A 13189-nucleotide genomic window follows, 5' to 3' on the forward strand; every position below is an offset into this window, starting at 1 on the left:
GGCATACATCTCATAGTTTTGGGTTCAACACCGATAATTACATGGGTTCGCTTCAGCAAAGCAACCGGCAGCACGAGCATTGGAGTGATTTTTTTATAGAGGAGCGGTTAAAACCTATGATAAGGATAGCTCAAACTAAACAGTTGCTTACAAATAACGATTTGCGTTTATTTGAATTACTCCATCAAAAACTTACCGGTTTGTTTACCGAAGAACCGCCAGCATTGGTACATGGTGACCTTTGGGGCGGTAATTATTTGATAGATGCTCATGGAAAGCCTTACCTGATTGATCCGGCTGTTAGTTTTAGTAACCGGGAGTTTGATATAGCTATGACCACCTTATTCGGTGGTTTCGATAGAAGGTTTTACGAAGCATATAATCATCACTTCCCGCTACAGAAAGGATGGCAACAACGGATTAAATTGTGGAGCTTATATCCGTTATTACTGCACGTAAATCTTTTTGGCGGCGGTTATATCAATCAGGTTCGTGATAACCTTGCTGCTCTTTTATGAAATTATTGACTTACACCTTCAATAAATGTGGGTGTTTCAGTTACGTTGACAGAAAGTTTGCCGGCTGTTGTATTCACTTGCGACGACACCATTTCTTCGGCTCCGGGCTTCGGTGTATAAATATTGGCTTTGGGTGTACCCAGGTTAAGCGTATAAGTTGCTTTTTGCTGTTGTTGGTCGGGTACTGTCAAAATATACATTTTTCGTGATCCTGAGATATATTTATCAACTATCGGATCGGCATTTATTGTTGACCGGTAGGTAAAATCGCCCATTAGCTTATTAACCTGTAATATATAATCGGCGGCAGGTCGGCGTTTACCATCGGTGGCCAGGCCTGATGTAGCATATTGGACACTTGAATTGGGCGCATCATCTAATAACTGATAATAGAAAACACGTTTGATGCCGTGCCTTATATACAACAGGGAGGATCTTAATATCCAATCGGCCTGGGTTATCAAAGCCGGCTTATCGCCGATGGCGATTGCTTTTTGATAGCTCCCCTGGTTAATATCGTAACCAGATTCGGTAACCCAAACCTCGGGTGGCTTTTTCAGCGAATTTGCCAGTTTGACAAAAGCATCAGCAATTGTACCTGCTTTTGATAATTCGGGAGCTACTCCGGTTGTAGCTTTACTGTGCGTTAAAATGTCGCCATTGTTATTATAATAGTGGTAGTTGATAACATCAAAACATAAGTTAACGCTGCCATCGGTTCGATATCCCCGGTTGGCTTTGCACCAATCTATTATCCTTTGTACAAAGGTAACATCACAAGTTGCAAGCCCGCCTATCACAACCTGCATGCCGGGGTCGGCGGTTTTTACACCAACATTATTGCCTAATCGGCCTTTGTCGCCATCATAAAATGCCGATAAATTGGCTGCATATTCTTCTGGTGTTTGTTTTGTGGCCGGGCCTTTCCACCATTTGTCCCATTCGTTGCCGCACTCAATGTATTTTACCAGGCTCATCCCTATTTTTACTACATTAGGCTGGTCGTTAGCCCAGCGTGGTTTCGAGTTTACCGTCACAAGTGCAGGATTAACCGCCGTGTTATATCCGTAGCGTGCAGCAAATTGAAACGCTGCTTTGGCCTGATCTATATAGCTTGCCGGGGCAGTTTTGACCTGGCCGTAGGGTACGGGTACATTATCTAAATCCTGCATCCCGGTAGGATAGGTGTTAACTAACCAGCGGGCACAATTTTTCATATCGGCCAAAACCAAAATATTTTCCTGCTTGCAGCGGGTATATATCAGGTCATAGTTCCAGCCGCCGTTGTTGGTTGGGTTAAAAGTATAGTCGCCTTTTGTATTTTCGAGTTTATTCCAATTCATGTAGTGCCTTACAGCGCTAAAAGATTTGATAACCGACATATTTGCCTCGTAAATTGTCTTTGCGTTAGGATTGGCCGGATCCTGCAAAAAATTCCACTCATAAGAGTTTATGCCGAACATGTTTTTCAACGGAGTGGGGCTTTTTATAACAGTGTCTGTTAGATCAAAACTTGTTTTAGACGAGACGGTACCGAACCTGCAATTATTGAAAAGCAAAGCGCTAATGGCTATAACCAAACGGAATTTAAATTGATAAATCATTTTTATCTTTTTTACTGGTTGCACGATCATGAATAATGCCGCCTGAAGCGGTAAAAAAAGTATTAACAGCGCGAAAATATTTAATCATACATTGAAATCTGCCTGGGTATATACGCTACAGGTAAGCCATTATCGGATATGTGATTTTAAAGGTTGCTGTAAAGTTTAACGATTAAGTAATAGTATATGTTTCGAGCATGTTACCGGCTGGCAGATTTATTTTAATGAATTGCTTATCAGACGTAGATTTATAACACAGTAGGATATAAAAAAAGCCCAAAAATCTTTTGAGCTTTTTATCAGGCAATCCCATGTCTTCCTATTTTAACTTCACATAGGTTTCAATAATGATGCGATCTATCTTCAGGCTGTCTATTTTTTCAACGCCGCTTTGTACAAGCGTGTCTCCCTTAAATTGAACAGTAAATTTAAAATCCCTGTTTTCCCATTCGCGGGCATCGCAATATGCCAGGTGTTCAGCATAATCATTCCCAGCAAGCGTATAAGTACCGCTGCCCGAACTATAAACGGGTTTTGCTGTTTTGCCATGCATCTTATCATGAGTAAAAAAGGCAAAATTTGTTCCGTTAAAAATTTTAACCATTTCTTCATCCGCCGAAGGCGTGGTTGTTACGGTATCGCCCTTGGTAATGCTTTTGCTATTTATCAAATGCCAGGTACCAATTAAAGGCCGATCTGCTTTTGAATCAGCTTTGGTCTCCTTTTGCTTACATGATGATAGCACGGCTGCGCAGATTAATACGGTATAATAAAGCTTCATAATAATGGTTGGTTTGCACAATATTACTATTTTATGCCGAACAAAAAAAGCGGCCCACATTTATGCAAGCCGCTTAAAAAATTATTATTAAATTCTCTATTCGCCTCGCTTTAAACCAAATTTCTCAATCTTGCTGTACAAGTGACTGCGCTGAATATCAATATCATCAGCAGTTTTTGACACATTCCAATTGTTTTTTTCAAGCTTGAATTTAATGTATTCCCGTTCGGCAAAGTCTTTGTATTCCTGGAAGTTATTAAATTGATCAAAATCCGTTTGAGGGGCAGTATTGTTATCTGCCACAGCAGCAGCCGGTGCCGATGGATTGGCAAATGCCCGTACGTCGTTGTCGGTAATGGTTTTATCACTTAAAATTATCAAACGCTCAACCATGTTCCGCAACTCGCGGATGTTTCCAGTCCAAGGCAATGCTTTAAGAGCATCAAGGGCCGCGTCAGATATCTTTTTAACCGGCATGCCGTATTCATTACATATCTCGTCAAGAAAACTTTGTGTAAGCAATGCAATATCATCCTTCCTGTCAACCAACGGCGGTACGTGGATTAATATAACGCTGAGGCGATGGTAAAGGTCCATACGAAAGTTACCGGCCTCAATTTCTTTAAGCAAGTCTTTATTAGTCGCCGCTACAACACGTACATCAACATCAATTTCTTTTTCTCCACCCACGCGGGTTATTTTACTTTCCTGTAGGGCGCGCAATACTTTAGCCTGGGCAGATTGGCTCATGTCGCCTATTTCATCAAGGAAAAGCGTGCCACCGTTAGCCGATTCAAATTTACCTATCCGTTGTTTAATTGCCGATGTAAATGAGCCTTTTTCGTGCCCAAACAATTCGCTTTCAATTAATTCAGAGGGGATGGCGGCGCAGTTAACTTCAATAATGGGCGCATTTGAGCGGTGCGATTTTTCATGCAGCCAGCGGGCCACCAATTCTTTCCCGCTGCCGTTTGCACCGGTAACCAGTACACGGGCATCGGTAGGTGCAACACGGTCAATAGTTTCTTTTATTTTAAGAATGGCCTGTGAATTACCTAAAATAGGACGAACCTTAGATACTTTCCGTTTTAAAACTTTAGCTTCAACAACCAAACTTCCGCGATCGAGCGCGTTACGTACAGTAATAAGCAGGCGGTTTAAATCAGGTGGTTTTGATATAAAGTCAAACGCTCCTTTTTTACTGGCTTCAACGGCTGTTTCAACGGTGCCGTGGCCGCTTATCATGATAAAAGGCAAATCGGGTTTCAATGCCAAACCTTCGGTAAGCACTTCCATGCCATCCATCCGGTTCATTTTTATATCGCAAAGTACCAGGTCAAAATCTTTTTTTTCAATCAGTTGCAGGCCATCAACGCCGTTATCTACGTCCTCAACTTCATAATCTTCATATTCCAGAATTTCACGTAAGGTGCTGCGTATTGCCCGTTCGTCATCAATAATTAAAATTTTTGCCATGTTTTATATATGTAATAGGTAGTAATTGTTCTTTTGCTAATATATAGATTTGTATAGAAAAACAAACACTTTTTGCTTCTAACAAAAATAACCCCTTCCTGTTTGCAGGAAAGGGTTATATAATTCAGCAGCAAATCTGTAAGCCGGGTTCTGTATTGCCCGTAAAGGCAACTTCTATCATTAATCTGGCCCTGCCATTGCTGACAGGTTTAAACAACCTACCCATCTTAACGTCACCAACAAGTTGGTGAGCGGGAGCGAGCAGCCCCACTTTCAAGACCTATTTGGTTTTTCAACTCCTGAGGTTTACCGTCATCTCCGGTCGCCCGGAAAAGCCGTGAGCTCTTACCTCACGTTTTCACCCTTACCCCGGCTTTCACCGTGGCGGTATTTTCTCTGTGGCACTTTGCTGTCGCCGGCTGCCGGCGCCTTCCCGTTAGGAAGCAGGATGCTCTGTGTTGCCCGGACTTTCCTCCGCTAATAAATTAGCAGCGATAGAACGTTTTGCGGGGGTAAAGGTAAGGATTTTTCTGGTCTTGGCGGTAATTTGGATCGGGTTGCGGGGAACGGGGTTCGGGTATTTTCTGAAAAAGATTGGTGTAGTAGGTTAATTTATTCTATTGAAACCCGCAACTGGCAACCGGAACCCCGAACCTAATCACCTGCATTTTGCCATGTCGTCCTGAACCTGCTGCAAGTTTATGGTGCCTAATTTGTTGCCAAATGAGTTGGTAACATAGGTAAGAACCTTGGCAATTTCGATAGGAGCGAGGCTATCAGCCGGCATCTCGCTCTCAAAAGTTTTGTTATTGATGCTGATTTTTTCTTTCAGCCCATTTTTAAGAAAACATGCTRAAACGTTTTTATTTTTTTTTAGATAAGCAGAATCTGTAAGCGGTGGTATCAGCGCCTGCAGTCCCTCGCCTTTGTTGCCGTGGCAATTGGCGCAATGTGCCAGGTAAATGGCGCTTCCACCCGAATAATAGCGGTTAAATTCAATCTGCCCGTCGTTCTGGCATGAAAAAATCACCACTGCCAACAATAATAAAATACTACCTGTTACTTTGAATTTCATTTGGTAACGGCTTGTTCTGGTTCGGCCTTCAATATTTTTATATCGGCTATTAATTTATCAACCTCTTTGGGGTCGGTGCCTTCGTAGGTGCCACGAATGCGCTTTTGTTTATCTATCAGTATAAAAAAGCCATCGTGAATATACTGGCCGGCGGGATTTTTTTCCTGTACGGTTTGCAGGTAGCTTTTGGCAATAGTATACGTGCTGCCTTTATCGCCATGCAAAAGCCACCAGTTGTTACCGCTTAGCCCCATTTTATCGGCATAGCGTTTAAGTACGGGAACAGTATCATATTTAGGGTCGATGGTGTGCGATATGATCCGGAAATTATCGTCGGCCTTAAACTCTTTATACACATTAAGCATGTTGCGGTGCATTACCGGGCAAATAGAAGGGCATGTTGTAAAAAAGAAATCGGCTACATAAATTTTCCCCTCCAGGCTTTTCTGTGTAATGGTATCACCATACTGGTTCACAAATTTAAAATCGGGAATAGTGGCGTATGCTGTATCTACAACCGATTTGCCATCTACTGTGTTAGTAACAGGTTCGCGGTTGCCTAAAATAGGAAGTTTGCTTTGTTTATTGCTGCAGGCATTTAATACCGATAATAGGATAACGCCCAAAATTAACTTGCGCATTTATTTTTTATTTGGGGTGAGATATTTGTCAGATTCGGTTATCGCGTTGCTGATTTGAACATCAATAGCCGCGATTTTCTTTTTTTGATCACTTAGGTAATCAATAATTTCCTGGTGCGATTTGCCTTTGTTTTCCACATCAAACTTATGCATCCAATCGCTCATGGCACCGTCGGCATCATCAACCAGCTTAAGGCATACCTTTGCCGAATCGTTAATGTCGGGTACATTTTTAACCAGGCTATCCAGCAACATTTTGTTTTTCATCAAGTGCTCGTCATTAGCCATTACCTTGTCATGCACGGCAATCACGCTATCTAACAGCAATTTTTCCTGTTTTTTATTATCGGCACATCCCAGTAAAATGGTAAGGCTTAATACAATCCCGATATATTTTTTCATGGTTGCGTTTTGTATTGGCAAATATTGTAAATAAACCCATTAATGTTAGCTATTTAGTTGCCTTAAATAATAAACATAGTCAGTAATTGGTAAGGTTTCGGCACCGCTAAGTTTCAATTGCTGGCCGGCCTGCGCCCGGGTGTGCGTACCATGATTAATTACGTGAATAAGAATATCTGTTACCGAGGTTTGATTGCTGCCCAATACATTTTGGTAAATGATAACGCTGCTCAAATCTTCTTCGGTAATTCGGTCCAGGACGCCAAGCCACTCTTCATGATATTCGTTTACCAGGTGGGTACAATGCTCAATAGTATAATCCTTTGGCCATAACTCGGTGTTGGAGTAAGGCTCCACATCATTTACCCTATCCAGCCAACGGCGTTCGGCGGCAAGCAAATGCGACATCAGCTTTATAGGCCCCCTTGGATTGCCAGCTTCTGCAATGGCTTTTAATAAAGCATGGTTAGCGAAGTGGCTGTATTTGAACATTTTTATAAAATAGTTTTTCATGCAAACGAATTTATAAACACGAATGTCTCGAATTGAATCGAATTTCACGAATTGAATGGACACGAATGTTGCTAATTATAAAAACAGGGTTTATAATTTAAATGATGTTTCATATGCGATAACCGCCCTAATCAGTGAAATTCGCCTTAATTCGATTTAATTAGTTAAATTCGTGTGCATGCAATTCGTGTTTAACAATTTGATAATATAGTTGTTACAATAACAATATATCTGCACACTACCTTTAGTTAATAAAAAAACAAGGTCATGAAATTTATCAATGTGTTTTCAAGGCTCATCAGCGGTATAAAGGAATGGATGATGTTAAAAAGTATGAAATCATCCTTCATTCATTAATATTGAAACTTTATATCTCACTTTCGTAAATATTATTGCAATTTTGGACCCTCGTAGTCCATTTAATGAAATTCACTCCACAGCATACAGCTCTGAACAGAGAACTTTTTGGCCCCGATTTTAATTGGGGCGTATCTACTGCTGCTTTCCAGATTGAGGGCGCCCATGATGCCGATGGCAAGGGCCAATCTGTTTGGGATAATTTTACAGAAAAAAAAGGCAAGATATTAAATGACGATCACGCACGTGATGCCTGCGATTTTTATAACAGGTACGAAGAAGACATTGACCTGATAAAAAAGTTAAATATTCCAAATTTTCGTTTCTCCATATCCTGGACACGTTTGTTGCCCGATGGTACCGGCAGGGTTAACCAGGCAGGTGTTGATTATTATAACCGCGTTATTAATTATTGCCTTGAGCAGGGGATAGAGCCCTGGGTAACTATATACCACTGGGATTTGCCATTGGCGCTTGAGCAAAAAGGAGGGTGGGCCAATCGGGATGTAATTGCCTGGTTTTGCGAATTTACTACCCTATGCGCGCAAAGTTTTGGCGACCGTGTAAAATACTGGATGGTAATGAACGAGCCCGTTGTTTTCACCGGGGCTGGTTATTTTTTTGGTATTCATGCGCCAGGCCGTAGTGGCATCAGGAGTTTTACGTCGGTAGTACACCACGTTGTTTTAAGCATTGTTGCCGGGGCAAGAATATTGCGCAGCTTATTACCCCATGCGCAAATTGGTAATACATTTTCATGTTCGCTGGTAGAGCCATTGACGGATAAACCGCGCGATGTGGCCGCAGCAGTTAGGGTTGATGCCTTAATAAACCGCCTTTTTATCGAACCCTTATTAGGGCTCGGTTACCCGATTAAGGATTTGCCTGCTTTAAAGGGAATTCAAAAATATATGTTGCCGGGCGACGAGAATCATATGCAATTTGATTTTGATTTTATTGGCGTACAAAACTACACCCGTGAAATTGTTAAATATTCCTTTTTTACCCCTTATGTAGGCGCCCGCATTGTTAAGGCCGAAAATCGTAAGGTCGGCTTGACAGCAATGCGATGGGAAATTCATCCGCCAGCTATTTATCATATGATAAAAAAGTTTGCGGCCTACCCGCAAATAAAAAATATCATTATTACTGAAAATGGCTCGGCTTTTCCTGATGAGGTTACTGACGGCGAAGTGAACGACCCCAAGCGGCTACAATACTTACAGGATTATTTAGGCCAGGTTTTAAAGGCAAAAAATGAAGGCTGTAACGTTAATGGTTATTTTGTTTGGACGCTTACCGATAATTTTGAGTGGGCCGAAGGATACCATCCACGCTTTGGGCTTATACATGTAGATCATACCACACAAAAACGGATTATAAAAACATCCGGTAAATGGTTTGCAGAATTTTTAAAAAAGCCAATCAAACAAAAAGAGCTTACTTTGGAAGCGAGAAGTGGAATGTAGTACCATTTTCGGTATCACTTTCAAACCAAATACGCCCATTGTGCTTTTCGATGATTTGCTGACAAATGGATAGCCCCAACCCGAACGATTTTTCGCCCTCGGTTCCCGGACGTTTAGCATCTGTAAACATATTGAAAACCTGGCTTTTAAGCTTATCCGGGATTCCGATGCCATTGTCTTTTACCGAAATCTGTACTTCATTTTTAAATTCTTCTGCTTTAACCAATACAGTGGCACGGGCCGGACTGAATTTAATGGCATTGCTGATCAAATTACTTATAACACGCCATATTTTTTCGCGGTTTATAATTAGCTCAACCGGGTTAGCTAATAACAGGAGGCTGATGACCTGATTTTTTTCGGCGGCTTTAAAGCGAAGCAGTTCCACGCTGTTGGTGAGCAAGGAGTTAATCTCAACGGGTTCTGTGTTTAACTCCGCGTTTACGGTATTGGTAGCTTCCAATATCTCGTTTATCAGTTCTAATGAGTTAAATGAAGTTTCCTTTATCAAATTGAGCATTTCGCGCTGTTCATCGGTGTAATCATCTCCTTCCATAGCGGTGGTTAATGAAGCAATACCGCCAATAGGGTTGCGAAGGTCATGTGCTACCGTACGCAAAATTCTGTCTTTTTCTTGACCGTTTAATTTAAGCTCGTTCAGGGCCGATTCAAGATGAGTGTTTTGGTCGTTTATTTGATGGTTTAACCCGCCCAGGGTTTCAATGTTCTTTTTTGATTTTTGCCAGTTCAGAAATATAAGTGATATGATCATCACCAGCATTACAACAAAAACCACTGTTACATTAAGGTAAATGTTTTGCTGGTGGTTGTTTTTCTTAAGCCGGTCAAATTCATTATCCTTTTCCAGGCGTTTTATCTGTTCGGCAATGTCGGCCTCCTTTAGTAATTTGCTTTTTTGGTTAATGGAGTCTTTTAAAGCATCGTATTTTATAAAATATTTGAGGGCTTCATCCTGTTTGTTCTTTTTTGCAAAATACTCAGCCATCAGGTTATTCCAATCCGCCCTGGCATCTTGCTGACTTAAGTATTCAAACTGTTTTTTTATGACGTTTAAAATATCAATCAACGAGTCTGTTTGATTTAAAGTATTATAAACAGCAGCCAGCTTTAACTCGGTATATTGGGCATCCTGGTTATCATTGCCTTTTCGCAAATTAATTCCAATGCTCTTTTTTAACAATATTTTGGCTTGGCTATAATTTTTTAGGCTGATATAAACATTGGCCTCGTTGCCGTATACAACACCACGGGCTACGTCAAGCATTTCCTGCCGGTTGCGGTATAATACCTGGTGACTATCAATGTATTTTAGCGTTTTGTCATAAAAAAAAAGAGCGCTATCGGTCATATTTATCGAGCTGTAACTTAAGCCCGCATTGTCTGTTAGTTCCTGTACACGGTAAAAGCTGCCAAAATTATCTGAGCAGGCGTCACCTTCCCTGGCGCTGTTTTTAAAGTATGCAGCGGCTACCCGGTAATGCTCCTGGCGAAACATAATCATTCCCATCCGGTAACTATAATCGCTTAATACACATTCATCCAAGCCATTACTGCCAATTACTTTGCCACGATAGAAGTTTGCATAGGCCTCGTTATATCTATTCTGATCAAATAAAATATCACCTTTATAAAAATACGATTGCCCATATTCTGTAGTGTATTTTTGTCTTTTATCGGGTGTATCAAACAGGTTAAGCATGCTATCCACATATAACATAGCTTTGTTTTTATCAGGCTTGTTATAATAAAAATAATCATAGTGAAACCTATAATAGCTGTAAGTTTGAAGTAGATCGAGATTTTTTGAATGCTGATATGCTGAGTCGATATAATGCAATGCAAGTTTTTTTTGACCATTATCGCTCATGCGGTTTGCCGAGTCGAGCACCTTATTAAATGCTTTTGATGACAACAAGGTATTTGTTGATCTGTTGCAGGAGAAAAAAGCAATGGCGACGTAGATGAGAAAAAGATTCAACAGCAATATACTGTAAAACCGGTTTTGGATTATGCTTTTTGACTCAAACATTAAATTCAGTTACTCCAGGGACTGGGTTAGGTATATAAAATACTCGTTAAACTTAAATAAAATATTTCAGTGCAGCATTTTTACATTTAATTTATTGCTCATAAAATCAACTAATGCACATCGTGGTACTTTACAAAACGGTGTTTAATCCGGTTTCTTTATCCTCAAAGGGCAGGAAAACATAAAAAGTTGTGCCTTCGCCCACAGTGCTTTCCAACCAGATGCGGCCATGGTGTTTTTCGACAATTTGCTGGCAGATGGACAGGCCGAGCCCAAATGATTTTTCGCCGGCCGTGCCAACCCGTTTGGCATCAGTAAACATATTAAAAACCTGTTGTTTCAATTTGTCGGGAATGCCTATTCCGCTATCTTTTACTATAATTTTGACACCATCTTCGTAATTTTCAACGCCCACTGTAATAATACTGCCATCATGGCTGAATTTTATGGCATTGGTAACCAGGTTACTGATAACGCGCCATATTTTTTCGCGGCTTATGAACACCTGGGCCGGATTTGGAGGCAGGTTGAGGTTTATCGACTGGTGTTTATCGGCAGCCTTAAAACGCAATAACTCCACACTGCTGGCTGTTAGTGCATTAATATCAACCCATTCTTTCTTAAGCGGAGCGGTAGCCGAGTTGGCGGCTTCTAATATCTCATTAATAAGTTCAAGCGAGTTGTACGAAGTTTCTTTGATCAAATTGAGCATCTCCTGTTGATCGGGCGTATAATTATCCTCAATCATGGCTGCCGATAGTGCCGCAATGCCACCCAGCGGATTCCTGAGGTCATGGGCCACAGTTCTTAAGATGCGGTCTTTTTCCCGGCTACCAATATGAAGTTCATTTAGGGTATTCACCAGGTTTTTCTTTTGGTAATTTATCTGGTCGTTTAACACCTTGATAGCCAGTACGTCTCTTTTTGATTGTTTCATATTTCTGAAAATCAGGAATATGATTATTACGGCCATAATAGACAATAAAACTGCAAAATAAATAAACATCAGTTGCCGCTTGTTGTAATCTTTCAGGCTGTCAATCTCGCTTTGCTTGTCGTAATTAGCTTGCTGGGTTGTTACATCTGTGCGCTTCAGCGAATTGTCTAATTTTACCAATGAATCTTTTTGAGCCGAATACTTTTTTAAATAGAGCAGGGCGCCTGTGTTGTCATTTTTTTGCTGGCAGTATTTGCTCATCAGGTAATTCCAACTGGTTTCGGCATCGTTATTGGGCAGGCTATCCAGTTGAGCACGCAGGTTTTTGAGCAACAGGTACAAGTCATTTTGCCTGTTCAGTTTCAGGTACATCCGCGCCAGCTTAATTTCGGTTAATTGAGCGTCTTTATTATCATTCCCTTTTTTGAAATTTATGGCTATGCTGCTTTTGAGCATTTGCTCGGCCTGTGCATAATCGCCGGTCATTAAAGCCATATCTCCCTGGTTGCCATAAACTACGCCGCGGGCAGTCTCCAGCATCCCGGCCAGGTTGCTAAATCGTGCATTATTGCTATCAATATATTCAAGTGCTTTTTTGAAGTAAACAGATGCGCTATCTGTTTTTCCGGCGTTTTTATAACTTTCACCAATATTATCCAGCAGTTCCTGCCGCTGATAAAATGTCTTGAAACCGTTTTTAAGGGCCCGGCTTTGGTTAAAACTCAGTTTAAAATAGGCAGCCGCATCAAGATAGTGCGCTTGCTTAAAACTTACCATTCCCATCCGGTAAGTATATTCGGCCAGTATTTGGTTATTCAGCAACCTTTTGCCTATATAGTATCCCTGGTAAAAACATTTATAAGCATTACTGAATTGTGAAAGATCAAAATAGGCATCGCCGAGGGCGAAATTTGCCTCGGCATAGTTAACCTGGTATTGGTGTGGGGTAACACTTTGTTTAGCAATAGCCAGCATACTATCTGCATAAGCAAGGGCCTTTTTTCGGTTATGGGTAACTTTTCTTTCGTATACAAAATGAAAGCCATAAAACCGGAACTTATCATTTGTAAAAGGTTTTTTTATTTGTCTGAAAGCAGAATCGAGATACCGGGTGCTGGCAGGCTGGTGTTTTGTTAACTGTTGGTAGTTGTTAACGGTATCAAAAATACCCTTAAACTGACTGGAATAGTTGCCGTCATCTTTATTGTAACTACAAGCACCAAAAAACAAAGTAACAAAAAGCACAGCACGTACCCTTATGATGCTACGTGGATAATATTTGTTGTTAAAACTAATAGGTTTAATTGAAGACATTAACTATAAAGCAGAAACAAATATAGTGTTTGAAAAACACCAATTATATATT

11 protein-coding genes and 1 other RNA gene are annotated in these 13189 nt (G+C 40.8%); 2 read left to right on the forward strand and 10 right to left on the reverse strand.

All coding sequences use genetic code 11. From position 1 onward, the window contains the following. Positions 1 to 518: fructosamine kinase family protein (locus AC1DU2_RS26435; protein ID WP_477388139.1), on the forward strand; the 518-nt coding region annotated here is incomplete at its 5' end. Positions 519 to 520: 2 nt separating this feature from the next. Here AC1DU2_RS26435 and AC1DU2_RS26440 read toward each other — a convergent pair. The 8 genes from AC1DU2_RS26440 to AC1DU2_RS26475 form a co-directional block, all read right to left on the reverse strand. Next, the gene (locus tag AC1DU2_RS26440) at positions 521 to 2122 is read right to left on the reverse strand and encodes a hypothetical protein (RefSeq protein WP_477388141.1); all 1602 of its coding nucleotides are present in this window, start codon (positions 2120 to 2122) and stop codon (positions 521 to 523) included. A 319-nt stretch (positions 2123 to 2441) separates the two neighbouring features. Then, positions 2442 to 2903 (reverse strand): hypothetical protein, encoded by a 462-nt coding sequence (locus AC1DU2_RS26445; RefSeq protein ID WP_477388143.1) that lies wholly within the window; start codon positions 2901 to 2903, stop codon positions 2442 to 2444. A gap of 96 nt (positions 2904 to 2999) precedes the next feature. Beyond that, complete coding sequence (locus tag AC1DU2_RS26450; protein WP_477358384.1) at positions 3000 to 4379, reverse strand: sigma-54-dependent transcriptional regulator; 1380 nt, start codon at positions 4377 to 4379, stop codon at positions 3000 to 3002. A gap of 123 nt (positions 4380 to 4502) precedes the next feature. After that, positions 4503 to 4890: RNase P RNA component class A (gene rnpB, locus AC1DU2_RS26455), an RNA gene on the reverse strand. Between the two features lie 147 nt (positions 4891 to 5037). Continuing rightward, positions 5038 to 5454, reverse strand: a complete 417-nt coding sequence (locus tag AC1DU2_RS26460; RefSeq protein WP_477388144.1) for a c-type cytochrome — start codon at positions 5452 to 5454, stop codon at positions 5038 to 5040. Further along, positions 5451 to 6095: an SCO family protein gene (locus AC1DU2_RS26465; protein WP_477388146.1), complete on the reverse strand. Its 645-nt coding sequence runs from the start codon at positions 6093 to 6095 to the stop codon at positions 5451 to 5453. The genes AC1DU2_RS26460 and AC1DU2_RS26465 overlap by 4 nt, the downstream gene beginning before the upstream one ends. Then, the gene (locus AC1DU2_RS26470) at positions 6096 to 6497 is read right to left on the reverse strand and encodes a hypothetical protein (RefSeq protein WP_477358391.1); all 402 of its coding nucleotides are present in this window, start codon (positions 6495 to 6497) and stop codon (positions 6096 to 6098) included. A gap of 45 nt (positions 6498 to 6542) precedes the next feature. Beyond that, positions 6543 to 7010 carry a DinB family protein gene (locus AC1DU2_RS26475; RefSeq protein ID WP_477388148.1) on the reverse strand — a complete coding sequence of 156 codons (468 nt, stop codon included), beginning with the start codon at positions 7008 to 7010 and terminating at the stop codon, positions 6543 to 6545. 422 nt (positions 7011 to 7432) lie between these two features. On the opposite strand from AC1DU2_RS26475, the gene AC1DU2_RS26480 reads away from it, so the two are divergent. Beyond that, the gene (locus AC1DU2_RS26480) at positions 7433 to 8836 is read left to right on the forward strand and encodes a GH1 family beta-glucosidase (RefSeq protein WP_477388149.1); all 1404 of its coding nucleotides are present in this window, start codon (positions 7433 to 7435) and stop codon (positions 8834 to 8836) included. Here AC1DU2_RS26480 and AC1DU2_RS26485 read toward each other — a convergent pair. Then, positions 8808 to 10769, reverse strand: coding sequence for a tetratricopeptide repeat-containing sensor histidine kinase (locus tag AC1DU2_RS26485; protein ID WP_477388151.1), 1962 nt, complete (start codon positions 10767 to 10769; stop codon positions 8808 to 8810). The two genes, AC1DU2_RS26480 and AC1DU2_RS26485, sit on opposite strands and share 29 nt — an antisense overlap. A 247-nt stretch (positions 10770 to 11016) precedes the next feature. Then, the gene (locus AC1DU2_RS26490; RefSeq protein ID WP_477388153.1) at positions 11017 to 13137 is read right to left on the reverse strand and encodes a tetratricopeptide repeat-containing sensor histidine kinase; all 2121 of its coding nucleotides are present in this window, start codon (positions 13135 to 13137) and stop codon (positions 11017 to 11019) included. Positions 13138 to 13189 lie beyond the last annotated feature (52 nt).

It is taken from the genome of Mucilaginibacter sp. P4_C11 (genome assembly GCF_056402115.1).

What these genes read in the sequence shown, in the direction of transcription:
- AC1DU2_RS26440 (WP_477388141.1), bottom strand. Translation starts at nt 2,122, where the DNA reads ATGATTTATCAATTTAAATTCCGTTTGGTTATAGCCATTAGCGCTTTG.
- AC1DU2_RS26445 (WP_477388143.1), bottom strand. Translation starts at nt 2,903, where the DNA reads ATGAAGCTTTATTATACCGTATTAATCTGCGCAGCCGTGCTATCATCA.
- AC1DU2_RS26450 (WP_477358384.1), bottom strand. Translation starts at nt 4,379, where the DNA reads ATGGCAAAAATTTTAATTATTGATGACGAACGGGCAATACGCAGCACC.
- AC1DU2_RS26465 (WP_477388146.1), bottom strand. Translation starts at nt 6,095, where the DNA reads ATGCGCAAGTTAATTTTGGGCGTTATCCTATTATCGGTATTAAATGCC.
- AC1DU2_RS26470 (WP_477358391.1), bottom strand. Translation starts at nt 6,497, where the DNA reads ATGAAAAAATATATCGGGATTGTATTAAGCCTTACCATTTTACTGGGA.
- AC1DU2_RS26475 (WP_477388148.1), bottom strand. Translation starts at nt 7,010, where the DNA reads ATGAAAAACTATTTTATAAAAATGTTCAAATACAGCCACTTCGCTAAC.
- AC1DU2_RS26480 (WP_477388149.1), top strand. Translation starts at nt 7,433, where the DNA reads ATGAAATTCACTCCACAGCATACAGCTCTGAACAGAGAACTTTTTGGC.
- AC1DU2_RS26490 (WP_477388153.1), bottom strand. Translation starts at nt 13,137, where the DNA reads ATGTCTTCAATTAAACCTATTAGTTTTAACAACAAATATTATCCACGT.